This is a genomic window from Butyrivibrio sp. AE3004, assembly GCF_000703165.1.
Lineage (GTDB): Bacteria > Bacillota > Clostridia > Lachnospirales > Lachnospiraceae > Butyrivibrio.
This window is the reverse complement of sequence record NZ_JNLQ01000002.1, coordinates 3,214,570-3,240,804: the sequence shown is the minus strand read 5'-3', so window position 1 is coordinate 3,240,804 and position 26,235 is coordinate 3,214,570. Positions and strand designations below refer to the sequence as shown.

At 40.2% G+C, this 26,235-nt stretch carries 17 protein-coding genes, 7 tRNA genes, 3 rRNA genes and 1 pseudogene; 21 read left to right on the top strand and 7 right to left on the bottom strand.

The features are described 5' to 3' along the window. Positions 1-30: 30 nt before the first annotated feature. Positions 31-118: transfer RNA gene (locus BV60_RS0116900), tRNA-Ser, on the top strand. Positions 119-606: 488 nt separating this feature from the next. Here BV60_RS0116900 and BV60_RS22280 read toward each other — a convergent pair. The 4 genes from BV60_RS22280 to BV60_RS23540 all read right to left on the bottom strand — a co-directional run bounded on the left by BV60_RS22280 (position 607) and on the right by BV60_RS23540 (position 4,412). Further along, complete coding sequence (locus BV60_RS22280) at positions 607-1,683, bottom strand: IS4 family transposase (RefSeq protein ID WP_242841000.1); 1,077 nt, start codon at positions 1,681-1,683, stop codon at positions 607-609. A 315-nt stretch (positions 1,684-1,998) separates the two neighbouring features. Continuing rightward, the gene (locus tag BV60_RS0116890; protein WP_026497869.1) at positions 1,999-2,196 is read right to left on the bottom strand and encodes a mobility-associated LCxxNW protein; all 198 of its coding nucleotides are present in this window, start codon (positions 2,194-2,196) and stop codon (positions 1,999-2,001) included. A 12-nt stretch (positions 2,197-2,208) separates the two neighbouring features. After that, the gene (locus BV60_RS0116885; RefSeq protein WP_051656818.1) at positions 2,209-3,618 is read right to left on the bottom strand and encodes an ISL3 family transposase; all 1,410 of its coding nucleotides are present in this window, start codon (positions 3,616-3,618) and stop codon (positions 2,209-2,211) included. A 242-nt stretch (positions 3,619-3,860) separates the two neighbouring features. Beyond that, positions 3,861-4,412, bottom strand: coding sequence for a hypothetical protein (locus BV60_RS23540; RefSeq protein WP_051656817.1), 552 nt, complete (start codon positions 4,410-4,412; stop codon positions 3,861-3,863). Between the two features lie 596 nt (positions 4,413-5,008). Here BV60_RS23540 and BV60_RS0116875 point away from each other — a divergent pair. The 10 genes from BV60_RS0116875 (at position 5,009) to BV60_RS0116830 (ending at position 11,169) form a co-directional block, all read left to right on the top strand. Further along, a 16S ribosomal RNA gene (locus BV60_RS0116875) occupies positions 5,009-6,553 on the top strand. 63 nt (positions 6,554-6,616) lie between these two features. After that, a 5S ribosomal RNA gene (gene rrf / locus BV60_RS0116870) occupies positions 6,617-6,734 on the top strand. Positions 6,735-7,019: 285 nt separating this feature from the next. After that, positions 7,020-9,877 (top strand): 23S ribosomal RNA (locus BV60_RS0116865). Together the 16S, 23S and 5S rRNA genes with 6 tRNA genes alongside form the textbook arrangement of a ribosomal RNA operon. Before the next feature lie 70 nt (positions 9,878-9,947). Then, a tRNA-Asp gene (locus tag BV60_RS0116860) sits at positions 9,948-10,021 on the top strand. Positions 10,022-10,046: 25 nt separating this feature from the next. Then, positions 10,047-10,119 (top strand) — tRNA-Val (locus BV60_RS0116855). Positions 10,120-10,149: 30 nt separating this feature from the next. Then, positions 10,150-10,222 (top strand) — tRNA-Thr (locus BV60_RS0116850). A gap of 9 nt (positions 10,223-10,231) precedes the next feature. Next, positions 10,232-10,313, top strand: a tRNA-Tyr gene (locus tag BV60_RS0116845). Between the two features lie 13 nt (positions 10,314-10,326). Then, positions 10,327-10,400: transfer RNA gene (locus tag BV60_RS0116840), tRNA-Met, on the top strand. 9 nt (positions 10,401-10,409) lie between these two features. Then, positions 10,410-10,482, top strand: a tRNA-Phe gene (locus BV60_RS0116835). A gap of 162 nt (positions 10,483-10,644) precedes the next feature. Beyond that, complete coding sequence (locus BV60_RS0116830; RefSeq protein ID WP_051656816.1) at positions 10,645-11,169, top strand: HD domain-containing protein; 525 nt, start codon at positions 10,645-10,647, stop codon at positions 11,167-11,169. 231 nt (positions 11,170-11,400) lie between these two features. Here the strand turns inward: BV60_RS0116830 and pckA are convergent, their stop codons facing one another. Then, complete coding sequence (gene pckA / locus BV60_RS0116825; protein WP_029323623.1) at positions 11,401-13,014, bottom strand: phosphoenolpyruvate carboxykinase (ATP); 1,614 nt, start codon at positions 13,012-13,014, stop codon at positions 11,401-11,403. Positions 13,015-13,855: 841 nt separating this feature from the next. Here pckA and BV60_RS0116820 point away from each other — a divergent pair. From BV60_RS0116820 to BV60_RS0116785, 8 genes and pseudogenes are all read left to right on the top strand, one after another. Beyond that, on the top strand, positions 13,856-15,313 hold the full coding sequence (locus tag BV60_RS0116820; RefSeq protein ID WP_029323622.1) for an aminotransferase class I/II-fold pyridoxal phosphate-dependent enzyme: 1,458 nt from the start codon (positions 13,856-13,858) through the stop codon (positions 15,311-15,313). Between the two features lie 420 nt (positions 15,314-15,733). Then, positions 15,734-16,330 carry a guanylate kinase gene (locus BV60_RS0116815; RefSeq protein WP_029323620.1) on the top strand — a complete coding sequence of 199 codons (597 nt, stop codon included), beginning with the start codon at positions 15,734-15,736 and terminating at the stop codon, positions 16,328-16,330. A gap of 15 nt (positions 16,331-16,345) precedes the next feature. After that, positions 16,346-16,786, top strand: a complete 441-nt coding sequence (locus BV60_RS0116810) for a YaaR family protein (RefSeq protein WP_029323618.1) — start codon at positions 16,346-16,348, stop codon at positions 16,784-16,786. Between the two features lie 57 nt (positions 16,787-16,843). Then, positions 16,844-17,875 carry a DNA polymerase III subunit gene (locus tag BV60_RS0116805; protein ID WP_029323617.1) on the top strand — a complete coding sequence of 344 codons (1,032 nt, stop codon included), beginning with the start codon at positions 16,844-16,846 and terminating at the stop codon, positions 17,873-17,875. A 4-nt stretch (positions 17,876-17,879) separates the two neighbouring features. Beyond that, positions 17,880-18,773 (top strand): annotated as a pseudogene (locus tag BV60_RS24390) (PSP1 domain-containing protein); the annotation flags it as partial. A gap of 685 nt (positions 18,774-19,458) precedes the next feature. Next, positions 19,459-20,214, top strand: coding sequence for a tRNA1(Val) (adenine(37)-N6)-methyltransferase (locus BV60_RS0116795; protein ID WP_029323613.1), 756 nt, complete (start codon positions 19,459-19,461; stop codon positions 20,212-20,214). A gap of 36 nt (positions 20,215-20,250) precedes the next feature. After that, entirely contained in the window at positions 20,251-21,117 is an 867-nt protein-coding gene (rsmI, locus tag BV60_RS0116790; RefSeq protein WP_029323611.1) for a 16S rRNA (cytidine(1402)-2'-O)-methyltransferase, read from the top strand. Between the two features lie 22 nt (positions 21,118-21,139). Further along, positions 21,140-21,604 (top strand): restriction endonuclease, encoded by a 465-nt coding sequence (locus BV60_RS0116785; RefSeq protein ID WP_035777302.1) that lies wholly within the window; start codon positions 21,140-21,142, stop codon positions 21,602-21,604. 167 nt (positions 21,605-21,771) lie between these two features. On the opposite strand, the gene hflC is transcribed toward BV60_RS0116785, so the two are convergent. After that, entirely contained in the window at positions 21,772-22,650 is an 879-nt protein-coding gene (gene hflC, locus BV60_RS0116780; protein ID WP_029323607.1) for a protease modulator HflC, read from the bottom strand. Positions 22,651-22,696: 46 nt separating this feature from the next. Continuing rightward, on the bottom strand, positions 22,697-23,713 hold the full coding sequence (gene hflK / locus BV60_RS0116775; protein ID WP_035777300.1) for an FtsH protease activity modulator HflK: 1,017 nt from the start codon (positions 23,711-23,713) through the stop codon (positions 22,697-22,699). A gap of 375 nt (positions 23,714-24,088) precedes the next feature. Between hflK and BV60_RS0116770 the strand changes: the two genes are divergently transcribed. Both BV60_RS0116770 and BV60_RS0116765 read left to right on the top strand, forming a co-directional pair. Then, on the top strand, positions 24,089-24,889 hold the full coding sequence (locus tag BV60_RS0116770) for an FRG domain-containing protein (RefSeq protein ID WP_029323602.1): 801 nt from the start codon (positions 24,089-24,091) through the stop codon (positions 24,887-24,889). A gap of 199 nt (positions 24,890-25,088) precedes the next feature. Then, positions 25,089-26,186 carry a GntR family transcriptional regulator gene (locus tag BV60_RS0116765; protein WP_029323600.1) on the top strand — a complete coding sequence of 366 codons (1,098 nt, stop codon included), beginning with the start codon at positions 25,089-25,091 and terminating at the stop codon, positions 26,184-26,186. Positions 26,187-26,235 lie beyond the last annotated feature (49 nt).

Below are 26,235 nucleotides of genomic sequence, written 5' to 3'. Positions count from 1 at the left end.
CAAATACCGTTTGGTAGAGGTTTCAGACTTGGAGAAATACTCAAGTGGCTGAAGAGGCGCCCCTGCTAAGGGTGTAGACCGTTCACGCGGTGCGAGGGTTCAAATCCCTCTTTCTCCGTTAATCAGATCCCAGCTTAGTGCTGGGATTTTTTGGGTAATCGATATGGGTAATCGATATTCGTGAGGGTTTCCCAAAGTTTATGAGGGTCAGTCCTGAGGGCAATGTCATTAAGTTAATGAACTAGAAGTAAACAAGTGTATTTCCAAGAGAGACTGATATCATTATCTCAGTCTCTCCTTTGTTGTTTATGGCATGACTAATAGGCAGACGTCATCTGCCTTATCCTTATTATGTATTTTTAACTCAGTTATGCTACTCTATATAAGAAACCACGGAAAACTCTTGGTGCAAATTTTCGCTCTCGGCTCCTATCCGGGCGAATTGGCAAGAGGTTCTTCGAAATAACGGTTTCCAGAACTTGTAGCGTTGTTTTTCTGCTGTAGTATAGTCTGCACATATGGACTGCTACTGTAAAGTTTGCTTTATATGTATGTTTCCTTTGCTTTTTGCGGATGGATACCTGCGAAGTGACCGTTTCCGCAAAGTTATACATTATTAGATGCGCATATATTTCCTGCAGAATACACGCTACTTTTTTTGAATGAAAAAACCATTCCAAGAGTGTATTTTAATGCTCTGAAGGATGATTCTATTCCCCATCGAGCTGCATAAAGCCTTTTTATTTCTGACGGGGGATAATCATTTGAATCTAGATTTGTTATTACTGTTTCATAATCATTTGACGAAATAGGAAACCTAACAACCCGAAATCCAATCTTATAGAACACCAGAGGATCTGCTTTTCGTGACTTAGGTGGAAGATAATCAAGAGGTGTTGTGTGTGATATGTATTTGTAATGATTTTTATCCTTAAATAATTCCTTTGTTTCTTTGGTATTCTTCTTGGTTAACTTTAAATTGAATTCAACATCATAAGTGTCTGTTGTTGGAAGGTCCAAACCATCTTTTATACCATGTATTCCATCTTTTATGCGAATAAGAAAAAACCACCCCTTTTCCTGAATATGCGCCATGTTGTTGTAAGATTCATATCCTCGATCGGCTATCAAAAGTGCCTTTGGTATTGTTGATCTATCGACCATCGATATTAACGCTAAATGTTCGTTGTAATTGTGCTTTTTCTGAATGACAGAATCCAAGTATATGTTTTGATTAAGGTCATAGAGAGCATTAAGATGCAAAAGATTATAAGGATGTTGACCATTCATCCCCGTGAAAAATGACTCTGTATCTGCGGGAATTGTTGCTATCTGAACATCAGAACCATCGACTGCAAGGATAGGCATTTGCTTCACTGAGCTAGCTAACAATTTAATAGAAAATGATTTGAATATAGTCTCTAACGCCTCAGGTTTAAGTTTGTCTCGCTGCTGTACAAAAGCGGAAGCTGTAGGCGTATCTGGAGAAGTATCATAAAAATCTAATAATTCATTTGTGATATTTCTGCTCCCCATACCAATGATTGTCAAAATGAGTTTTTCAATCGGCATTTTTCTGTTTCTTACAAAATCCTTTCCTGGAGAGACACAGAACTGTTCAATGGACTTACAAACAGTGCGTATCTCCTTTAGTAAAGTGTCTCTAACCTGTTTTGCTTTCATGTGCACCTCCTTGAAATAAAGACTTTTGCCTCTAATTTCAAGGGCCGCTTTCGCTACTTCTTATAATAATCTGTAGCGAAAGCGGCCGCACTTTTATGTTTATCTGTCAACTACTTTTTAGAAAAAAAGACCCCTACACCATTTCTGATGTAGAGATCTTTATAGTGTCATCTTAACTTAATGACATTGGTCCTGAGGGGCTGGCTCTTTTTTAGTGGAGTTCGTGAGGGTTATTCGTGAGGGTCATTCGTGAGGGTCATTCGTGAGGGGCAAACTTGAGGGTCTGGAGTTATAGCCCCAGACCCTCTGATTAGATTACAGCAGCACAGGATAATCAATACCATGTTCATCAAGGATTTTCTGTAGTTCCAGGATGTAGTTGTATTGTTTTTCTATTTCAATCCAGTTACCATGGCAAAGTGAGTCTGCTTCTTCTATCTCTTGAAGCATTATCTGATAATCTTCCCATTTGATGCATTTATGGTCTTTGCTGAAAGCACAATAATCAAGCATTAATTAGTCCTCCTAAAAATCATCTTCTTCAAAGTAATCAACAGGGTTATAGTCAGTTACGCCATTGAGCACAGGAGCGGATCTGGTTGAATAAAGGAACCGGTTGCGGAAGTGCTCAAAGTTCCTTAAGCCTCTGCCCATGCGCTTCAGATCCTTTATTTTCCTGTTTATTGATTCAATAGGGCCGTTAGAAAGCCTGCTGTTGTAGATTTTTCCATTTCCCATTTTTTCAACCATTATGAAAGAATTGATTATGGGATCCTCAAATTTTTCAAGAAGTGAGGCAAAATCGCGGAATATATCATGCCTGGAGCTTCTGTATTCTTTTATCAGCGTGTACAGTTCCAACCTTGCTGAATGCGGATCGCCGTTGTTGCGAGAATTGAACTGCACATACTTTTCTTTGAGATCCCTGAATTCCTGAAGATTGGGATCTATCCTGAATAGGGCATCTTCATAATCAAACGTGTTCATAAGCCGGTGGAAATGCGGATCCATACGAAGATCTTGATGATAACGGATATTTGATAGATTGGACAGGACCAACCAACGGTACTTCTGTAGAATGTATACCTCATCAGAGACCGGAAGAGTGACAGGTTCATGACGTTCCATAGAAAGCTTGGCCTGGAGCTCACGGTCACGCTGGCGGTATTTCTTTATCAGCTGACGGATATGATTGTCTATCAGGCGAGTTATCCATTGAATTACGTGAAAGGAATCTACAACGGGGATTGCATTGGGGAAATATTTCTCTACATAAGCGATATAGGGCTTGTACATGTCAGAAATAAGGTATCTTACAGATAATCTCTCCTCAATTGGAATTCCAGTGAAATAGGGCTCTGTGACATCATTTCTTCTACTGCGCAGCAGGTCAATCGGGTCACCGGTATGGAAGTCCTGTATGACCAGGGCGTACTTACAACGTTCATCCATATCTATGCAGACCTCATCAATAGAAATGGCATCTGTCAGAGGAAGACGGTCGAGTTTGACATACCTGCCGAAGACTTCGTGAGCATGGGAATCTGAAACATGAAACTTCTTGGCAATAGAGACCGATGTTTCCATAAGATTTCTATACGCGTCTACAATCAGCATATCCGTAGCGTTGGATGTGCGCCTGCGCTTGTTTACAAACTTGAAATTTTCGCTGATGTCATAAAGACACTCGGGATTAGTACAGCGCCATCGCCGCTGTTTCAGAATAATGATAAGCGAGTAGTTGTCCTGAAGAATAGGATGATTAACTTTTCGCTTTTTGACACCTCTTGAATACATCCTGTAGCCGCAGTTAGGGCAGTAATGAGCCACAGGTTTGGTTTCGATGGTGATAGTTTTAGTCTGACCTTGAATCTGGGTTTCTGTGATACAGAGGTCGCCATCTTCAAGGTCTAATAAATCTGTGATACTATTCATGTATCCTCCTTCTTTAGTGTATTTTCCGCAAAAAGTATCATACGAGAAGGAAGAAAGAAGGACAATGATCCTTCGAAAAAAAGAAACAGGATTAACCAACAGACTATGTTGATCAATCCTGTTTTTTTTGCTATTTAAGGCTAAACCCTCACGAATAACCCTCAAACCAGACCCTCAAGTTTGCCCCTCACGAGCAACCCTCAAGAAAGACCCTCACGAAGGTAGCCCCTCATTAAAATCGATTACCCAAAATGCTCTGCAAGGGATGAGCGCGAAAAAATATAACTGCTAAAGCAATCGCGTTTACGTTTCACTTTGGTAGTTGCAAGATGCCCCCCGGACAACTTGCCTCGGCTCGAGAATGTTGCAAAAAGGTATTCTTTCTTATATAGGAAAATGCCAGTCGTTTTATACGAAGTTAAAAGAAACTTTATGATGTAATGAATTTTTGTGGATTTTTGAATAGCATAACGAGCATCATAATTAACAGGAAAGGCCTGCTCCAAGTAGCTTATACACTGAACCAAAGATTCTGGCATCTTTTTAGGCTTTCCCTTAGTTCTTTTATCCTGAGTCCAAAATAACTGAGCAGCTTTCTTAACAAAACCATCAGCCACTTTATCCACAGAATTACCCAAAACGCTAGTTAATGGATCGCCAACAAAAAACACATCAACAAGACCTGCTGTCCCACCGCAAAAAGCAGCGATTAAATAATCATATTTATCACATTTAGCGGTCGCCCACTCATCTTCAGACATCATATCCGGTTGATACTTATGGGGATCAATCATTCAATCTTTAGAAATCCATTGCAACATCAGTAAGAAATATATTTAGCATTCCTTTAAATATGTTAATCTGGATTCTGTGAATATGTACATAGCAGGATTCTTTTAAGTTTAAGATCTATTTGTGTACACTTTATGGGGTGCATACCCGATTACTTTGTGGGTTAAATGCTTTTTGATTGTTCAATTAAGATTTAAAGACTAATGAAAACGTGCAAATTATTGTAAAAAAATAAGCTTTGATAAATATTTATAAAATTTTTAAAAAAATGATTGACACAATATAGGCGCAGTGATATATTTATATTCGCTCGCTGCGGGTGATATGTAGATGATTTGAGAAATATCTTACAAAGCCTCAGTGAGAAAAAATAAAAAGTTCTTGACATAAGGTTTGCAACATGATATATTAAATGAGTTGCGGACGACAAGCCAAGACAAAGCACATTGACAATGAAATAGTAATGCAACCCTGAAAATTCCAAAAAGAATATTCAGAGAACAAAACAAACCTAACAAGGTAAAAACGGACAGAACAAAAGCTAAGCTTAAGTTCTGGTCAGACGAACGAGATCAGGAGAGATCCTGATAGAACATTTAAACGTGAGAGTTCGATCCTGGCTCAGGATGAACGCTGGCGGCGTGCCTAACACATGCAAGTCGAACGGAGAATATACGCTTCCGAGACTTCGGTCAAAGATTGTATATTCTTAGTGGCGGACGGGTGAGTAACGCGTGGGCAACCTGCCTCGTACCGGGGGATAACAGTTGGAAACGACTGTTAATACCGCATAAGCGCACGGTGTCGCATGACACAGTGTGAAAAACTCCGGTGGTACGAGATGGGCCCGCGTCAGATTAGCCAGTTGGTGGGGTAACGGCCTACCAAAGCAACGATCTGTAGCCGGACTGAGAGGTCGGACGGCCACATTGGGACTGAGACACGGCCCAAACTCCTACGGGAGGCAGCAGTGGGGAATATTGCACAATGGGCGAAAGCCTGATGCAGCGACGCCGCGTGAGTGAAGAAGTATCTCGGTATGTAAAGCTCTATCAGCAGGGAAGAAAGACCCTTCGGGGAGATGACGGTACCTGACTAAGAAGCCCCGGCTAACTACGTGCCAGCAGCCGCGGTAATACGTAGGGGGCAAGCGTTATCCGGATTTACTGGGTGTAAAGGGAGCGCAGACGGTGATGCAAGTCTGAAGTGAAACCCCACGGCTCAACCGTGGGCTTGCTTTGGAAACTGTATGACTAGAGTACTGGAGAGGTAAGCGGAATTCCTAGTGTAGCGGTGAAATGCGTAGATATTAGGAGGAACATCGGTGGCGAAGGCGGCTTACTGGACAGCAACTGACGTTGAGGCTCGAAGGCGTGGGGAGCAAACAGGATTAGATACCCTGGTAGTCCACGCGGTAAACGATGAATACTAGGTGTTGGGGGACGAAGTCCTTCAGTGCCGACGCAAACGCATTAAGTATTCCACCTGGGGAGTACGTTCGCAAGAATGAAACTCAAAGGAATTGACGGGGACCCGCACAAGCGGTGGAGCATGTGGTTTAATTCGAAGCAACGCGAAGAACCTTACCAGATCTTGAGATCCTGCTGAATACAGAGTAATGTCTGTAGGCCTTCGGGACAGTAGAGACAGGTGGTGCATGGTTGTCGTCAGCTCGTGTCGTGAGATGTTGGGTTAAGTCCCGCAACGAGCGCAACCCTTGTCCATAGTAGCCAGCAGTAAGATGGGAACTCTATGGAGACTGCCAGGGATAACCTGGAGGAAGGTGGGGATGACGTCAAATCATCATGCCCCTTATGATCTGGGCGACACACGTGCTACAATGTCGTAACAAAGAGAAGCGAACCCGCGAGGGGGAGCAAATCCCAAAAATAACGACCCAGTTCGGACTGTAGGCTGCAACCCGCCTGCACGAAGCTGGAATCGCTAGTAATCGCAGATCAGCATGCTGCGGTGAATACGTTCCCGGGTCTTGTACACACCGCCCGTCACACCATGGGAGTCGGAAATGCCCGAAGCCGGTGACCTAACCGCAAGGAAGGAGCCGTCGAAGGCAGGTCGGATGACTGGGGTGAAGTCGTAACAAGGTAGCCGTAGGAGAACCTGCGGCTGGATCACCTCCTTTCTAAGGAAGAGGAAGAAGTAGGGAGTTGCATTACTGTTTTGTTGCCGGTGGCAACAGAAAAATTCCGGTGGCGATGCGAAAAGGGGAAACACCCGTACCCATCCCGAACACGACGGTTAAGACCTTATCGGCCGAAAGTACTATGCTGGAGACGGCATGGGAGGATAGGTGGCTGCCGGATATAAAAAGAAGAAGTTTTAACAGTGATGAGGGAACAGAGGAAGATCCGTTTCCTGATGACTGGTAAAACAGTCAGAAGTCTGTACCTTGAAAACCGAATACTGAAGAAAACATTTTAATCAGAGAATCCGATTAAAAGACATCGAACGGATCTGCGATCATATGATCAGGATCCGAGATCCAGAAAAAACAATGTAGCAATACATAAACGAGCATATATCGATAACGCTATATCAGATATATGCGGGAACGTGGTTATTAAATGGACCAAAAGTTCTATATAGCTGGTCAAGCTATGTAGGGCGCAGGGCGGATGCCTTGGCACTAAGAGCCGAAGAAAGACGTGATAAGCTGCGAAAAGCTGCGGGGAGTGGCAAATACACTGAGAGCCGCAGATATCTGAATGGGGCAACCCGGCAGGAAGAACTCCTGTCACTGCATGCTGAATACATAGGCATGTGGAGGGAACCCGGTGAACTGAAACATCTAAGTAGCCGGAGGAAGAGAAAACAACCGTGATTCCGTAAGTAGCGGCGAGCGAACGCGGAAGAGCCCAAACCGGGTGCTTGCACCCGGGGTTCGGACTGAATGATCGATGGAGGACGATAGCAGAAAGGTCCTGGAAAGACCTGCCAGAGAGGGTGAGAGCCCCGTAAGCGAAATTGTCCGAAGCGAGTCAGTATCCAGAGTAGGACGAGACACGTGGAACCTTGTCTGAAAGAGCGGGGACCACCCCGTAAGGCTAAATACTCCTTAGTGACCGATAGCGCATAGTACCGTGAGGGAAAGGTGAAAAGGACCCCGGGAGGGGAGTGAAAGAGAACCTGAAACCCTGTGCCTGCAAACTGCGAAAGCTCCTTATGAGAGTGATCGCGTACTTTTTGTAGAACGGTCCGGCGAGTTATGTTATGCGGCGAGGTTAAGGGCCATAGGTCCGGAGCCGGAGGGAAACCGAGTGTGAAGAGTGCGAGAGTCACATAACATAGACCCGAAACCGGGTGATCTATCCATGTGCAGGATGAAGCGGCCGTAAAAGGCTGTGGAGGTCCGAACTCACATCCGTTGAAAAGGGTGGAGATGACGTGTGGATAGGGGAGAAATTCCAATCGAACCCGGAGATAGCTGGTTCTCCCCGAAATAGCTTTAGGGCTAGCCCTGTAGCATGCCATTTGGAGGTAGAGCACTGAATATCCGCGGGGGCTTCACCGCTTACCAAAGATTATCAAACTCCGAATGCCAGTATGGCTGAGCGCAGGAGTCAGACTGTACGAGATAAGTTGGACAGTCAAAAGGGAAAGAGCCCAGATCCACGGCTAAGGTCCCAAAGTGCGTGTTAAGTGGAAAAGGATGTGGGATTTCACAGACAGCTAGGATGTTGGCTCAGAAGCAGCCACACATTCAAAGAGTGCGTAATAGCTCACTAGCCGAGAGGTCCTGCGCCGAAAATTACCGGGGCTGAAACACGACACCGAAGCCTGGGGATTGCAAGTATCTACGGGTACTTGTGATCGGTAGGGGAGCATTCACAGCAGCGTCGAAGTCGTACCGTAAGGAGCGATGGAGCGCTGTGAAGAGAGAATGCCGGAATGAGTAGCGAGATGGAGGTGAGAATCCTCCAGGCCGAATATCCAAGGATTCCAGGGTAAAGCTGATCTGCCCTGGGGAAGTCGGGACCTAAGGCGAGGCCAGACGGCGTAGTCGATGGACAGCAGGTTGATATTCCTGCACCTGATGATATCAGAACTGTGGGGACGCAGGACGAAAGTGTGAGCCGGGAAAGGAAAGACCGGTCCCGCAAGGGGGAACGAAGTAAGAGTAGTGAAGCACATGGACGTACTGCCAAGAAAAGCCACTATTGCGTATCATCAGCCCGTACCGTAAACCGACACAGGTGGATGAGGAGAGGATCCTAAGGCCGGCGGGAGAAGCATTGTTAAGGAACTCGGCAAAATGTCCCCGTAACTTCGGGATAAGGGGAGCCTGCGAGAGCAGGCCGCAGAGAAGAGGCTCAAGCAACTGTTTAGCAAAAACACAGGTCTATGCGAAACCGAAAGGTGAGGTATATGGGCTGACGCCTGCCCGGTGCTGGAAGGTTAAGAGGAGAGGTCAGGGCAACCGAAGCTTTGAATTTAAGCCCCAGTAAACGGCGGCCGTAACTATAACGGTCCTAAGGTAGCGAAATTCCTTGTCGGGTAAGTTCCGACCCGCACGAAAGGCGTAATGATTTGAGCACTGTCTCGGCAATGCACCCGGTGAAATTGAAGTACCAGTGAAGATGCTGGTTACCCGCGCCAGGACGGAAAGACCCCATGGAGCTTTACTCCAGGTTGATACTGGGATTCGGTACTGTATGTACAGGATAGGTGGGAGACTGTGAAGTGATGACGTCAGTTGTCATGGAGTCGCTGTTGGGATACCACCCTTATAGTACTGGGTTTCTAACCAAGGACCGTGAAACCGGTCCGGGGACAATGTCTGCCGGGGAGTTTGACTGGGGCGGTCGCCTCCGAAAGGGTATCGGAGGCGCTCAAAGGTTCCTTCAGAATGGACGGAAACCATTCGCAGAGTGCAAAGGCAGAAGGGAGCCTGACTGTGACACCGACGGGTGGAACAGATACGAAAGTAGGACTTAGTGATCCGGTGGCATGAAAGTGGGATTGCCATCGCTCAACGGATAAAAGCTACCCTGGGGATAACAGGCTTATCACTCCCAAGAGTTCACATCGACGGAGTGGTTTGGCACCTCGATGTCGGCTCATCGCATCCTGGGGCTGTAGCAGGTCCCAAGGGTTGGGCTGTTCGCCCATTAAAGCGGTACGCGAGCTGGGTTCAGAACGTCGTGAGACAGTTCGGTCCCTATCCGGCGCGGGCGTAGGATATCTGAGAGGAGCTGTCCTTAGTACGAGAGGACCGGGATGGACGGACCGCTGGTGTATCAGCTGCATCGCCAGATGCATAAGGCTGGGTAGCCAAGTCCGGAAGGGATAAACGCTGAAGGCATCTAAGCGTGAAGCCCCCCTCAAGATGAGATATCCCTGCTTATTGCAGTAAGACCCCTTAGAGACTATGAGGTAGATAGGCACAAGGTGTAAGCACGGTAACGTGTTCAGCTGATGTGTACTAATAGGTCGAGGGCTTGTCCAAAAAAGGATATAGAACAATAACGGATTGAAGATGAAGTATTCAGTGTTCGGTTTTGAAGGTACAACTGTTTGGCCCGGTGGCTCAGCTGGTTAGAGCGCCGCCCTGTCACGGCGGAGGTCAGGGGTTCGAACCCCCTTCGGGTCGCTCATTATCTAATATTTGTTAATATGGGGTCTTAGCTCAGCTGGGAGAGCATCTGCCTTACAAGCAGAGGGTCATAGGTTCGAGCCCTATAGGCCCCATCATTTCTGAAAAGGTGTTTTCAGAAATAAGCCGATGTGGCTCAATTGGCAGAGCAGCTGATTTGTAATCAGCAGGTTAACGGTTCGAGTCCGCTCATCGGCTCTTTTATTTGGATGGCTTCCCGAGTGGCCAAAGGGGACAGACTGTAAATCTGCTGCAAATTGCTTCGGTGGTTCGAATCCACCGCCATCCATTCAATTAAATATCGCGGGGTGGAGCAGTCTGGAAGCTCGTCGGGCTCATAACCCGAAGGTCATAGGTTCAAATCCTGTCCCCGCTACTCAAGTTTGCCTAGATAGCTCAGTTGGTAGAGCAGAGGACTGAAAATCCTCGTGTCCTTGGTTCGATTCCGAGTCTAGGCATCTTTTTAATTAATTTCCCAATTTAGAAACATAAAAACAAATGACTTATAAAAAAATGAAATATTAGATTGTTCTTTATATAATTCTTTATATATGTAATTGCTAAACAATAAAAAGATGCGTAAAATAAGTCTTGGATTAATATAAAGGCGGGGATGATCAATGAATTTAGAAAAAAGAATTGAAAATCATAAAAAGATAAAAGCATCTCTTCGTAAGCATGGAGAAGCAATACTTTCTTCACATACATTTAGAAAGTCACATGGTTTTATTCAACATGGTGATATGTCCGTATATGAACACAGTATTAACGTGGCAGAAAGAGCTCTTAGGATCAATAGATTTTTGAATGCAAAGTGCAATGAGCGTGAGCTTGTAAGAGGAGCTTTGTTGCATGATTATTTTCTATATGATTGGCATAAGGATGGCAAGGATAAGGGAAACGTTCACCCTAAATTACATGGTTTCTTTCACCCTGGAACAGCACTGAAAAATGCAAGTAGAGATTTTATACTTACTCCCAGAGAAAAAGACATAATAAAGAAACATATGTGGCCGCTTACAATTGTTCCTCCTCTTTGCAGAGAAGCCTGGATTGTAACATTAGCAGATAAATATTGTTCAACAATGGAAACATTTGGGATTCATAAAGCAAAAGTGAAAGCTCATTATATTGATTTACCATAATTTAATTGTGAGCAAATTTCGTATAGTATAATAGATTATTACAGAGACATTTCGAATACATAAGATATAATAAAAATATCTATGAAGCAATAAATATAGCTAATCAAGCTTTTTTGAGGGTTTGCCAAGCGTTATGAGGGTCTGACTAGAGAGTTAGGCTCTTTTATTATGGATTAAGCAGAAAAAAGGGTGGTCGTTTGACCACCCTTTAATTATTAAGATATTGATTTATTAAAGCTGAGGACCAGCAGCTACGAGAGCTTTACCAGCGTCATTACCTTCGTATTTCTTGAAGTTCTTTGTGAATCTATCAGCAAGATCCTTAGCCTTTGCTTCCCATTCAGAAGCATCAGCATATGTATCACGAGGATCAAGGATTGCAGGATCAACACCAGGAAGAGATGTAGGAACTTCGAAATCGAAGATCGGGATCTTCTTTGTTTCTGCTTTGTTTACATCACCATTAAGAATAGCATCAATGATACCGCGAGTATCCTTGATAGAGATTCTCTTACCAGTTCCATTCCAACCGGTGTTAACAAGGTATGCCTTAGCACCTGACTTCTGCATCTTCTTAACAAGTTCTTCACCATACTTTGTAGGATGAAGCTCAAGGAATGCCTGACCGAAGCAAGCAGAGAATGTAGGTGTGGGTTCTGTTATACCACGTTCTGTACCAGCAAGCTTAGCTGTGAAACCTGAAAGGAAATAATACTGGGTCTGCTCAGGTGTAAGGATTGATACAGGAGGAAGAACACCAAATGCATCAGCTGAAAGGAAGATAACATTCTTAGCATCAGGACCTGCAGAAATCTTGTTAACCTTAGAAACGATGTTTTCAATATGATCGATAGGATAAGATACACGAGTATTCTCTGTTACACTCTTATCTTCAAAATCAATCTTACCATCAGCTGCAACAGTAACGTTCTCGAGAAGAGCGTTTCTCTTGATAGCATTGTAGATATCAGGCTCGGCGTCCTTATCAAGGCCGATTACCTTTGCGTAGCATCCACCCTCGAAGTTGAATACACCATTATCATCCCAACCATGTTCATCATCACCGATGAGAAGTCTCTTAGGATCAGTTGAAAGTGTTGTCTTACCTGTTCCGGAAAGACCAAAGAAGATAGCAGTATTTTTACCTTCCATATCTGTGTTAGCAGAGCAGTGCATGGAAGCCATGCCCTTAAGAGGAAGATAATAGTTCATCATGGAGAACATACCCTTCTTCATTTCACCGCCATACCAAGTATTGATGATAACCTGCTCACGACTTGTGATGTTGAATGCAACACATGTCTCAGAGTTGAGACCAAGATCTTTATAGTTTTCAACCTTTGCCTTTGAAGCGTTATAAACAACGAAATCAGGTGTGAAATCAGCAAGCTCAGCAACTGTAGGCTGAATGAACATATTCTTTATAAAGTGTGCCTGCCAAGCAACTTCAACGATGAAACGTACAGCCATGCGAGAATCTTTGTTAGCACCGCAGAAAGCATCTACAACAAAAAGTCTCTTATCGCAAAGCTCTTTCTTAGCGATTTCCTTAACAGTATTCCAAGTATCTTCTGTCATAGGATGGTTGTCGTTTTTGTACTCATCAGATGTCCACCATACAGTATCCTTTGAGTTATCATCCATTACGATATACTTGTCTTTAGGAGAACGTCCTGTATAAATACCTGTCATAACGTTAACAGCACCAAGCTCTGTTTCCTGACCTTTTTCATAACCTGTGAGATCAGACTTCATCTCTTCTTCATATAAAAGCTCGTATGAAGGGTTGTGAACAATCTCAGTTGTGCCTGTAATGCCATACTGTGTTAAATTGATTTCTGCCATTTCTTAAACTCCTTTTCTTTTTCTATTATGATAGCTGATTGTCTGATAAAACATCAGCTAAACGCTCATACACTACATTATACAATATTTTGTTAGAAAAATAACTTGTAATATAGAAAATTTACAAATAATTAAAAATTATATGCAGATAAATGTTTATATTATGAAAAAATAGATTTATTAGAGCTTTTGCTAGATAATTACAATATAATTATATAATCTTAATATAATAAGATTACTACAACAATTTTTATAGTGAAAATATTGTAATTGAACAAAGGCAGACTAAGAGAAATAGATAATTCTTTTTTAGATGATAATAAAATAGTTATTTATGTTTTTCTTTGGATAACAATAGTATAAATGCAAATATAAAAAATTATTGTTATTTCAAAATAACTGAGAAAAACAAATAGTATATAAAAACAAAAAATATAAATGTTGAAATTATAGTGATTATTTAGATCAGTAATTTAATAAAAAAATTAAGAATATAAAAAGGATGCGGAAATAAGAATATACGTAGAATGCATAAATAAGAATGTAAAGAGGATGCATAAAATAAGAATATAAGTAGAATACATAAATTAAAATGAAAAGAGGATGCATAAAATAAGAATATAAGTAGAATACATAAATTTAGAATGTAAAGAGGATGCACAAAATTAGAATATAAGAAGAATACATAAATTAGAATGTAAAGAGGATGCACAAAATTAGAATATAAGAAGAATACATAAATTAAAATGTAAAGATGATACATGAAATGAGAATATTATGAGAAAATATAAAATAAGAATGTAAAGAAGACGTTTAAAAAAATATATAGAGGCTTAAGAATATGGAATCTTTAAAAAAAGAGTTAGAGAAATTAAATAGAAGCAAATTATACCCTTTTCATATGCCTGGACATAAGAGAAATCCTTGTGCCGGAAGTATGGCTGGATATATGGATATAGATATAACTGAGATAGATGGTTTTGATAATCTTCATGACGCTGAAGGCATTTTGCTAGATATCGAAAAAAAGGCAAGCAGATTATATGGAGTAGGTGAAACACATTTATTGGTAAATGGTAGTACATCAGGTATTTTAGCTGCTATCTCTGCTGCTATACCGGCAGGTGGAAAGCTTCTGGCAGGTAGAAATTCGCATAAAGCATTATATCATGCAGCTTATATAAGAAGACTGGAACTTAGCTATTTGAAACCGGTAATGCTTAGGCTAGATAATACTTCATTTGTATGGGGAGGAATTGATCCAGAGTGTGTAAAAGCGGAATTAGAGAAAGATAATAGTATTGAAGCTGTATTTATTACTTCTCCGACTTATGACGGAATATGTTCAAACATTCGAGAAATATCTGAAGTATGTCATAGGTTTAGTATACCATTGATAGTTGATGCTGCACATGGAGCACATTTTGGATTATTTAAAGATTTACCCGAAAATGCAATTACACAATGTGCAGATATTATTATACATAGTGTTCATAAGACTCTGGCGTCAATGACACAGACAGCTTTAATTCATGTTCAGGGAAACCTGATAAATAGAGAAATGCTAAGAAGGTTTCTTAGAATTTATCAATCAAGTAGTCCATCGTATGTCTTAATGTCATCTATTGATTCATGTATAAATGATATTTTAGATAGAGGAGATGAGATATTTGGAAGGTTAATTGAATATAAGAAGAGAATTCTAAGAGAAACAATTAATTGTAATTATCTTTTTATTCCGGGAGAAGATTGTATAAAGGATCCATGTAAGGTGCTTGTTTTCGTGAGAAACAGAGCTATTACGGGACAACAGATATATGATATACTTCGTTTAGATTATGATTTGCAGCCTGAGATGGCAGGTGATGATTATGTGTTATTGATCATTACAGGATATGATTCTGATGACGGAATTGATCGGCTTATTAAGGCAATAAATGAAATAGATAATAAGCTGAATTTTAAAATAAATAATAAAGATGTAAATAATAGTACGAGTGAGAATATATGTAAGGAATTTACAGTAAGTGACAATTATCCTAAAGCACTGCTTCCAATCTATAAAGCATGGGATTCAACACGGGAAGAATTGGATATTTCACTTGCAACAGGAAGAATATCCGGAGAGTTTGTTAATTTATATCCACCGGGTATACCATTAATTGTACCTGGAGAAGTGTTTACAAAAGAACTTATAAATAGTATAGGCCATTATATTAATGATGGAAGAAATATTCAAGGTGTCAATATTTTGCAAAATGGGGAAAGGAAAGTCAGTATTGTTTTACCTGATAGATAATGTGATAAATGATACTGATATCGTCCGAGAATGCTTAGCATAATCAAGTAACAACAAATACAGCAGCTTGGTATGTATCATCTAAAAATATTCGTTTAACCCGGAAATATGAAACTATTTGTATAAAGAAAATATAGAATAAAAATAATATGGATTACAATAAAAATAAGTAGCATATTCATAAAGATGAAGGAAAGACAGTTCCCGCAAGGTGGAAAAAGATAAAGTAGTTAAGCACATGGAAGTACTGCCAGGAAAAGCCACTATTGCGTGTCATCAGCTCGTACCGTAAACAGACACAGAGAGAAAATATACTTTTTACGATAATAAGAAATATAGAGAAAAATAAGAGTTATGGAAAAATAAGAGTTATAGAAAAATAAGAGCTGTAGAAAAAATAAGAAAGTAAGAAATTGTTTTATGGGAAAAATATTTGAGATAATGGGCAGAAGCTCATGTGGAAAGGATACAATTTATAAAAGCCTCCTTGAAAGAGGAAAAGTTGATCTTAAAAAGGTAATTATTTACACAACCAGACCAATGAGAGAAAAGGAACAAGACGGAGTTCAGTATTTCTTTTGTAGTATAGAACGTTACGAGAAGTTCAGAGAGAATAGAAAGATAATTGAGGAACGCACATACGAAACTATGTATGGACCCTGGCATTACTTTACGGTAGATGATGGACAGATAGATCTTTCGAAGGGGAACTATCTTATTATTGGTACTGTTGAAATGTTTAAATCAATGAGAGAGTATTTTGGAAAAGAAAATGTTGTACCATTGATGATAAGTGCAACGGATGGATCTATTATGCAAAGGGCCATGCATAGAGAATTGAAGCAGGAGGAGCCAAAATATGATGAAATGTGCAGGAGATTTTTGGCTGATAAGTCTGACTATGCAGATGAAAAGCTAAAGGAAGCCGGTATAATGAGAACTTTTAACAATGACGGCGATCTTATAGACTGTATTGAAGAGATAGAAAGTTTCATTATTCAAGAAACAGGTAACTGATTTAAGAGGTTTTTTATGGATATAAGGATAGACAATATTCAGCAAACTACACAGGTACAGCAGACACAACAGTCTCAGGAGGTGAGTGGAGACTTCAAATTTACTCTCACCAGCAAGATTGAAGATTCTACTTTGGCTGAGCGCCTTAACATGATGATGCAGGATATTGTTCAGCAGGGGAAACAGATATCCAAAAAAAATGACATACGAGACATGCAGAGATATCGGATACTTATCAAGGATTTTTTGAATGAGATTGTAACCAGGTCTCACGCTTTTTCCAGAGAAAATTTTCTGGATAGGAGAGGAAGGCATAGGGTCTATGGAATTATAAGACTAATTGATGAAAATCTGGACGAGTTGGCAAAGGAACTTGTAAAGGATGAAAAGGACAATATTAATATTCTTGCAAAGATAGGTCAGATAGAAGGATTATTATTGGATATTTTTACATAATAAAAATCTGTGTTAAAACGGCTTTATTTTTTTGTAGTATGGGAGGAATAGGCGCTAATGGCGCATTTTTTAGATATAATTGATCAGGATCAGATAAAGGAACATATGCAAAATGCCCTTAAAACAGGGAAAATATCACATGCCTATATTATTTCAGGGGATGCTGGAAGTGGCAAAAAAATGATTGCGGGGGTTTTTGCACAAACAATTTTATGTGAAGACAAGAAGGATGTAGATGGAGTTATTGAAAACTGCGGAGAATGTCATTCGTGTAAACAGGCACAAAGTCAGTCACATCCTGATATAAGAATAGTAAGACATGAAAAAGCGACTTCTATCGGTGTAGATGAGATAAGACAGCAGGTTTGTGACGATGTCTATATAAAACCATATTCAGATCATAAAATTTATATTATTCCGGACGGGGAATTGATGACACAACAGGCACAAAATGCTCTGTTAAAAACACTTGAGGAACCTCCGGCATATGCGACTATCTTAATACTTACTTCAAATATAGATGCTTTTCTTCCGACAATTCTCAGCAGATGCATAGTATTTAACTTAAAACCTGTAAGAGATGACCTGATACAAAAATATCTTATGGAGAAGAGGCAGGTCGTGGATTATAAAGCACAACTGGCAGTTTCTTTTGCTCAGGGAAATGTAGGAAAAGCAATTTTATTGTCAGAAAATGAAGATTTTGAAAGATTAAAAAACGGTGCGATCGATCTGGTTTCAAGACTTGGAAGAACCCAGATTTCAGAGCTTATTGAAAGACTACAGACACTTTTATCACCAAAAGAAGGGTCTGAGAAAAAAATGGATGTAATATTAACAAATGACTTTCTGGATGTCCTTTTATTTTTTGTGAGGGATATACTTGTTTATAAAGCGGAGAACAGTGCGGATCACTTGATTTTCGCTGATAAACTGTCGTATATTAGTAGTGTTACGGAAAAATGTTCGTATAAAGAAATTGATAATATATTAATGGCAATTGAGAGGGCAAGAGCACGAATTCGTGCTAATGTGAACAGCTTAATGACTCTCGAAATGCTGATGCTTGATATAAAGGAGAATTTATAAATATATGACCAGAGTTATCGGCGTAAGATTCAGAACAGCCGGCAAGATCTATTATTTTGATCCGGGTAACTTTGATATAAAAAAAGGTGATCACGTTATCGTTGAGACAGCAAGAGGCGTCGAATACGGAACTGTGCTTTCAGACCCCAGAGATGTTGATGATGAGGAAGTCACAAAACCCTTAAAAGCAGTTCTTCGAATGGCTAATGAGAAGGATGATGAACAAGAAAAAAGCAACCGTATAAGGGAGAAAGAAGCTTTCAAAATCTGCAAGGAAAAGATCATTAAACATGGCCTTGAAATGAAGCTGATAGATGCGGAATATACTTTTGATAATAACAAGGTGTTATTCTATTTTACAGCTGATGGAAGAATAGATTTCAGAGATCTGGTTAAGGATCTTGCATCTGAATTTAAAACAAGAATTGAGCTGAGACAGATTGGTGTCAGAGACGAAACCAAAATTATTGGAGGATATGGAATATGCGGAAGACCTTTATGCTGTCATTCATATCTTTCCGATTTTATTCCTGTGTCAATAAAAATGGCAAAGGAGCAGAATCTGTCGCTTAATCCTACAAAGATTTCCGGAGTTTGCGGCAGGCTTATGTGCTGTCTTAAAAACGAAGAGGATGTTTATGAAGAACTGAATCGGAAAATGCCAGGGGTTGGTGACATAGTTCATACTAATGATGATCTTGAAGGCGAGGTTGCAAGTGTAAATATTCTTAGGCAGACGGTAAGAATACTTGTTGATGTGGATGATGAGAAGGAAGTTCACGAATATAATGTGGATGATTTGACTCTTGTAAGAAAAAGACAAAAACACAAGCAGAATGCGCCTAAGGAAAAGGATGCAGATGAAGAGGCAGCTAAGGCTCTGGAACAGCAGGACAAGGATATTAGTATGCCTGAAAGGCCTGCAAAAAATAAGAATCAGAACAGACAGAATAAACAGAATAATAATCAAAACAATAACCAGAATAAAAACAATCAAAATAAGAATAATCAGAATAATAAACAGTATTCAGAAGATAAAGTGGCTGCTGATCAGGAAGATAAGAATCAAAACAGTAGAACTGAGAATGAATCTGGACTGAAAAATAATCAGTCTTTTGCACAGGATAAGGAGCAGTCTACAGGACAGAATAATAAGCCATCAGACCAGGATAAGAATCAGGGTACGCGACAGAATAATAAGTTCTCAGACCAGGATAAGAATCAGGCTGCAGGACAGAATAATGTTCCGGACGAGGACAGGATACAATCTGTAGGGTATAGCGATAATCAGTCTTCTAATACGAAAGATAAACAGACTATCGTGCAAAATGCAGGTCTGACGGATGATCAGGCTAATAGCCATACTGAGGAACAGGATAATAAAAAAACAGAAGGCCAAAATAGCAACCAGTCATCGGGTCAAAATGGCAACCAGAGTAAGGGGCAAAAGAACTTCGAAAGAAGAAATAATAAAAAGAAAAATTTTAATAGAAACAGAAACAACAAGAATCAGGACAAAAAAGGACAGGATAGAAGAAACCAGGATAACAGAAATAAAAAGCAGAACCGTAACGAGGGGGCAAATGAGCAGGGATGATGACAGAAACAATCTCTTAAAATCCGGTGAGCGACTGGATGATCTTCAAAAAAACGGATTGATGATAATTCAGGATCCTGAGAGGTTTTGTTTTGGAATTGATGCTGTGCTGCTTTCGGGGTTTGCTTTTGCTGCATCAGGTGACAAGGTGCTTGATCTTGGAACCGGAACAGGAATTATTCCGCTTCTGATGGCAGCAAAAACAGATGCTGATTCTTTAATAGGTCTTGAAATTCAACAGGATAGTGCGGATATGGCTATGCGCAGTGTGAAGTATAATGGACTTGAAGAGCGCGTGCAAATAGTACATGGCGATATAAAAGAGGCGGATAAGATATTTGAACCTGCCTCTTTTGATGTTATAACGACAAATCCTCCATATATGATAAAGGGGCATGGGATTACAAATGAGGAAAGTCCCAAGGCAATTGCAAGACATGAGATTTTGTGTGATCTAAATGATGTAATGCTTGCGGCAAAAAAACTGCTACATCCGGGCGGGAGATTTTATATGGTGCACAGACCATTCAGATTGGCAGAAATTTTTTTGTGTATGTGCAAAAACAGAATTGAACCAAAAAGAATCAGGATGGTTCATCCGTATGTGGATAAGGAACCAAGTATGGTTCTGATTGAAGGATTAAGAGACGGAAAATCAAGAATTAAGGTTGAGCCACCTCTCATAATTTATGATGCACCGGGAAAATACAGCAAAGAAATGGCAGACAACTATGGTTTTTGATTGCAGAGGATACAATCCTGTTATGAGGATAAATTTATGAGTGACAATAATAGCCAGGGAATGCTTTACCTATGTGCAACACCTATTGGCAACTTGAACGATATCACAGCCCGTGTATTGGATACATTAAGGGATGTTGATATTATTGCTGCTGAGGATACAAGAAACAGTATAAAGCTTTTAAATCACTTTGATATTCATACAGAGCTGACAAGTTATCATGAATATAATAAGGTTGAAAAAGCAGAGTACCTGATAGAACTGATGCAGAACGGAAAAGATATAGCGCTTATTACTGATGCAGGGACACCTGCAATATCAGATCCGGGTGAGGTACTTGTCAGAATGTGTCATGAAGCAGGGGTACGGGTAACATCTCTTCCCGGTCCGGCAGCCTGTATTACAGCACTTACGTTGTCAGGATTAAATTCAAGACGATTTGTATTTGAGGGATTTCTTCCGGGGCAGGATGATAAAAAGGAAAGAAAACGTATATTGGAACTATTAAGGACTGAGCACAGGACTATTATCCTGTATGAAGCTCCTCACCACTTAAGAGCAACATTAAAAGATCTATTTGAATTTCTTGGTGAAAGGAAGATAACCATCTGCAGAGAGATCACAAAGAAATTTGAGGAAATTATTCCTACAACTCTAGAAGGTGCAGTTTTACATTATGAAGAAAACGAACCAAGGGGTGAGTATGTTCTGGTTGTTGAAGGAGTAAGTCTCAAAGTTCTTGACAGACAGCAACAGGAAGAGTGGGCAAAGATGAGCATCGAAGACCACATGGAACATTACGAGAAAAATGGAATGAGCCATAAAGATGCCATGAAACAGGTTGCTGCTGACAGAGGTGTCGGTAAACGAGAGATTTATCAGGCTCTTTTAAATAATAAATGATTTGTGAAAAAGGAATTGGAAAATGGGACAGGCTGATAATTTAACATGGGGTGTTACGATAATGATAGCAGTAGTCATTGTAGTGATACTCTCTGTTAGCATAATCATTATACGCATCCTTAAGAGCCGACATCTTCCAATGGATGAACTGGATGGTCATGAATTCGAATACTATTGTGCAGATCTTCTAAAAGAATGGGAATTTACAGATGTTGAAGTGACAAGAGGCAGCGGAGACTTTGGCGCAGATATCCTGGCTGAAAAAGATGGTATAAGCTATGCGATTCAATGTAAATGCTATGATAAACCTATAGGTGTAAAGGCGGTTCAGGAGATATATGCCGGAAGGGATTATTACGATCGAATGGTGGGGGTGGTAATGACAAACCAGTATTTTACTGATCCTGCACAGAAGCTTGCAAGAAAATTAAAGATAATGCTATGGGACAGGGATTATATTGATAGCATGGCTTGTAATGACAGATAATATCTCGATAAGCGTTTTGATTGAATTAAAATTGGGGATCAGCATGTCTGCTGTATCCCCATAAATTTTTTCTATGTATAATTTTTTCAATTAGATATAGATTCCTAAATTTCCACAGAAATTCGTAAAATTGTGCCGGGCTAGCTCCTTAAAAAACATTGCTGTTTTCAGGGAGTCATACCATAGAGTAATCTTGCAATCTCGGAGTCTTTGTCCAAAATAATTGTTTTTTCTCCACCCTTTAATGAATTTTCGAGAGCATCAAGTGATCGCATGAAATTATAAAACTCTGCTTTTTCAGGTGTATTGTATGCTGCGGAAAGAGTTTTCATATATTCGGCTTCTCCTTCGCCCTGGAGGGCAGCAGCCTGTTTTTCTGCGTCTGCTTTTAGGATTGTTACAGTCTTATCGGTTTCATTTTTTATTTTCTGAGCTTCGGCTTTACCTTCTGCCTGATAGGAAGCTGCAATGTTGTTCCTTTCGGATGTCATTCTTTCATATACAGCAGTTCTGTTATCGTCGGGTAGATCCAGGGCTTTAATCTCGGCTGTAACGATTGAGACACCGTAGCTTTCCATATCGGAATTAGCATCCTCGGTTATAATCTTTGTCAGTGCTTCACCGCGGGCTTCAATAACTTCATCCTGAGACATGGATGAAATTGCTGTTTTGGTGGCATTATAAACAGCAGCTTCGATTCTCTCCTGGGCTCTGACATCCAGGGCGTTTAGGGATTGTATATATTTTACGGGATCTGTTACACGCCACAGAACATAGGTGTCTGTAATCATTGATTTTTTATCCTTTGTTATTACATCAGAAGCGGGAATATCATAGATTTTTGTTTGGGCACCTATTATCTGAGTATTTTGTATGAAAGGTGTAATCAGTTTCAAACCTGGTTCAGATTCCACTTTTACAATTTTTCCAAATTGTCTTACTGCTACAAACTCTTTTTGGTGTACTGTATAAAATGAATTACTTGCAATAATGAGCGCTGCTACGCCAATAACTGCGGCGACAGTGATCAATACCTGTTTCTTCATATAAATTCCTCCAGTATTCTATGTTTATGATCTAATAAATGAAAATTTAATTGTTGTTGCTGCTTGAATCGACATCAGTAGATGAAGAACTATCATTAGCTGCTTCCATGGCTGCACTTGCGATACCGGAATTGTAGTCAGTAAAGCTTTCTATAGGCATGACTTCCTGCGTCTTTCCATCTGTGATAATAAGCTTTGTTCCGGGGAGAACATTTTCAATTGTCTCATAAAACATTCTTTGCTTTGTAATAAGAGGATACTTACTGTATTCCTCATACATGCTGTTAAATTTGGTGACTTGTCCTTCTGCTTCTGCGATACGTGATGCTTTTTCAGCTTCTGCATTTTGGATGATTCGGTCTGCTTCTGCTTCTGCTGCGGGGACCTGTTCACTCTGATATTTTTTGGCGTTGTTGACAGCTGTCTCTTTTCCCTGCTTGGCAGTCTCTACTGCTTTAAAAGCCTGCTTGATTTCGTCCGTCGGGGGCTCGGCATCCTGTATGGATACATTAACTGCCAAGAGACCTACATTTTCATTCTGAAGTTTAGTCTGAAGCTTTTCCTTAACGTCTGATTGAATCTGTCCTTTTGCTGTCGTTATTACCTCATCGACAGGGTAATTAATGACAGTAGATCTGATACAGGAAAGCGCCATGTTTTTCATAATATCTTCAGGATCGCTCGTATTATAAAAATATGCAACAGGATCACTCACCTTGTATTCCAGATAAAAATCAATGTCAACAAAATTAAAGTCGGAGGTAATCATGATTCCTTCGTCATCAATTGTTATGTTTTGGCCGTTGTTATCAATAACATACCCGATTCCTATACCGTGAGTAGTCATATCTACCTTATGTACGGCCTGTATAAAAGGAATTTTGAAGTATAGCCCAGCAGAATTTGTTGCGATTACTTTACCGAACTGGGTAACAATTGCCTGTTCCTGTTCACTGACATTGTAAAATGACCCCATGGCGACCAAAATGATAAAAATGCCAATAAATGCTGGCAAAATCATTTTGCCTATGTCGCTTGCTTTTTCTTTTAGTTTACCTGACATATAGATGTCCTCCTAAATTTGTGAATGTATAATAAAAATAGTTTTTGTAATAAAAATACTAACATATATATTGAAATTTTATTACAGATATTTGTGCAAAATGGAACTCTATAATTGGTGAAATATGAATAATTCGTTTTTGAACAATACATAAGCATGGGAAACAAGCGGCCTATTTGATAGAATATACATATAAGAAGTATTATTTTTTTCGAGAGATAAAACAACTTTGTAGACAGTATTAAATAGCTTGTGAAAATAGTGGAATGACTTAAGGAATCCACTGCAGCGGGGACGTTTAGCTTTCTGTTGTTGCTAAGCATAAATCCCTTTGATTTTTAGCAACCCTTAGGTCGGAATAGAGAGGGAAAACATATGATAAATACAGTCAGAATTGAGGACATGGATTCTCTTTTCAGAATGATATCCGAGCAGGAATACAGGGAGGATCTTGGGAGAAACAGAAATCTGTATATATACAGAGGGCAGCCCAATTCCGAATTTCCACTTACAACAAGCCTGATGCGTAATTGCAAAAATAAAAGGAAAGAGCTTGAGCCTTGCATACTTCGCAATTTTACAAAATACGCCGCACTGGAAGTTCCTACTATTGAGAGATCGGTATGGCGTCAGATGATTTTCGGACAACATCATGGCTTGCCTACAAGACTACTTGACTGGTCATATTCTCCATTAATGGCTCTTCATTTTTCGGTAACAGAAAATGATATGGATGAGATGTCTACGCATGACAGCGTTGTATGGCGAATAGATATTCATGAGCTTCATGATATTTTGCCTCAAAAATATAAGGACATAGCAAGCAAATTCAATACAACCGTGTTTACAGTAGATATGCTTCAGGACGTTTGCGGATCTCTTGAAGAGTACGACGAAGACATGGGAGATAAAGCCATGCTTATTATTGAACCACCTTCAGTAGATCTTCGTATTGTTAATCAGTATTCTTTTTTCTCTGTAATTCCAAGTAAAATGGAGGATATACAGGGATTTCTTGACGCAAATACAAATCTTACAACCAAGTATATCATTGATAAGAATCTTCGTTGGGAGGTTCGAGATATGCTTGATCATCAGAATATCTCAGAAAGAATCGTGTACCCGGGCCTTGATGGCATTTCAAAATGGCTGGGACGTCACTACTTTGTCAAATGATAAAGGTCAACTTGTACATATACAACTTTGAAAACTTGTACAAAATCACAATACAAATTTGATTGACCAGTCTATACAACTTGGATATGATATATGTAATCACCGGACATAATTATGAATGTCAGGTGTAATAGTATGTTCGTAGTTCATTGAATTATTATCAATGTTAATGCAGAACATCCTTTTCGGAGGGGAATACGTGGCAAAATATCAGGAGGTTGTAGACTGGATCACTAAGCAGGTGAGTAGTGGTACGTTATCACCGGGAGATAAGATACCGTCAGAGAATGACCTTTGTGTACAATTTAATATAAGCAGACAGACAGTCAGGCATGCTATAGGAATACTTGTACAGGAAGGTATTCTTACTGCAGAGCGCGGAAGCGGAACTTATGTCACGGATGAAAGAGTAAGAAGCGGAGAGCGTAACAGAATAGCAGTTATAACAACTTATGTGGATAGTTACATATTTCCAAAGACAATACAGGGAATAGAGAATAAGTTGCGAGAACTGGGTTATTCTGTACAACTTTTCTTTACAAACAATTCGTCAATAAGGGAACGGGAGATACTTTCGGAAATTATAGAAAAGGATGAAGTAGCGGGAATTATACTGGAGCCTACAAGAAGCGCTTTGCCTACACCCAATACGGATCTTTTGCTGAAGATATCGGGTATGAGAATCCCGATTCTTTTTATGAACAGCTATTATCCGGAGCTATCGGGTATATGGGACCCTGAGAGCAATAGAAATATACCGCATGTTTCAATGAATGATAAAAAGTGTGCTTACAAAGCGGTAAAAAGCCTGTTGGATAACGGACATACGAAAATTGGCTGTGTTTTGAAACTTGATGACAGACAGGGGTTCGACAGATACAGCGGATATCAGGAGGCGATTTCCGAGAGAGGTATTTCACCGGAAGATGCAAATATTATCTGGCTTGATACAGAGGATTTGAAAAGAGAAGAGCTTATAAAGGATAAGATCTGGGCGAGACTTTCAGGATGCACGGCAGTTTTTTGCTATAACGATGAAATGGCTTCCATGGTAATGGAGATTCTTAAGGAGAATGGAATAAGGATTCCGGATGAAATATCAATTGTCAGCATGGATGATTCCGATTTGGCAAAGTATACCAGACCTCCGTTAGATTCTATTCCGCATCCTAAGGAGAAGCTTGGTGAGAGGGCAGCAGACAATCTTATCAGACTTATTCATCATCCCGGTTTTTCGGCTACATATGAATTTGATGAGGAAATAACTGTCAGAGGTTCAGTAAGAGCAATAAAATAGCTCAGAATTTATAAAAATACTTAATCGCCCCGGGCGAGGAAAAAAGGAG

Bases quoted from the DNA above. Each gene is read 5' to 3' on its own strand.
- hflC (WP_029323607.1), bottom strand. From the start codon at position 22,650: ATGAAGAAACAGGTATTGATCACTGTCGCCGCAGTTATTGGCGTAGCA.
- BV60_RS22280 (WP_242841000.1), bottom strand. From the start codon at position 1,683: ATGAAAGCAAAACAGGTTAGAGACACTTTACTAAAGGAGATACGCACT.
- pckA (WP_029323623.1), bottom strand. From the start codon at position 13,014: ATGGCAGAAATCAATTTAACACAGTATGGCATTACAGGCACAACTGAG.
- BV60_RS23540 (WP_051656817.1), bottom strand. From the start codon at position 4,412: ATGATTGATCCCCATAAGTATCAACCGGATATGATGTCTGAAGATGAG.
- BV60_RS0116890 (WP_026497869.1), bottom strand. From the start codon at position 2,196: ATGCTTGATTATTGTGCTTTCAGCAAAGACCATAAATGCATCAAATGG.
- BV60_RS0116795 (WP_029323613.1), top strand. From the start codon at position 19,459: ATGAGCAGGGATGATGACAGAAACAATCTCTTAAAATCCGGTGAGCGA.
- BV60_RS0116885 (WP_051656818.1), bottom strand. From the start codon at position 3,618: ATGAATAGTATCACAGATTTATTAGACCTTGAAGATGGCGACCTCTGT.
- BV60_RS0116815 (WP_029323620.1), top strand. From the start codon at position 15,734: ATGGGAAAAATATTTGAGATAATGGGCAGAAGCTCATGTGGAAAGGAT.
- BV60_RS0116810 (WP_029323618.1), top strand. From the start codon at position 16,346: ATGGATATAAGGATAGACAATATTCAGCAAACTACACAGGTACAGCAG.
- BV60_RS0116805 (WP_029323617.1), top strand. From the start codon at position 16,844: ATGGCGCATTTTTTAGATATAATTGATCAGGATCAGATAAAGGAACAT.
- rsmI (WP_029323611.1), top strand. From the start codon at position 20,251: ATGAGTGACAATAATAGCCAGGGAATGCTTTACCTATGTGCAACACCT.
- BV60_RS0116830 (WP_051656816.1), top strand. From the start codon at position 10,645: ATGAATTTAGAAAAAAGAATTGAAAATCATAAAAAGATAAAAGCATCT.
- hflK (WP_035777300.1), bottom strand. From the start codon at position 23,713: ATGTCAGGTAAACTAAAAGAAAAAGCAAGCGACATAGGCAAAATGATT.
- BV60_RS0116820 (WP_029323622.1), top strand. From the start codon at position 13,856: ATGGAATCTTTAAAAAAAGAGTTAGAGAAATTAAATAGAAGCAAATTA.
- BV60_RS0116770 (WP_029323602.1), top strand. From the start codon at position 24,089: ATGATAAATACAGTCAGAATTGAGGACATGGATTCTCTTTTCAGAATG.
- BV60_RS0116785 (WP_035777302.1), top strand. From the start codon at position 21,140: ATGGGACAGGCTGATAATTTAACATGGGGTGTTACGATAATGATAGCA.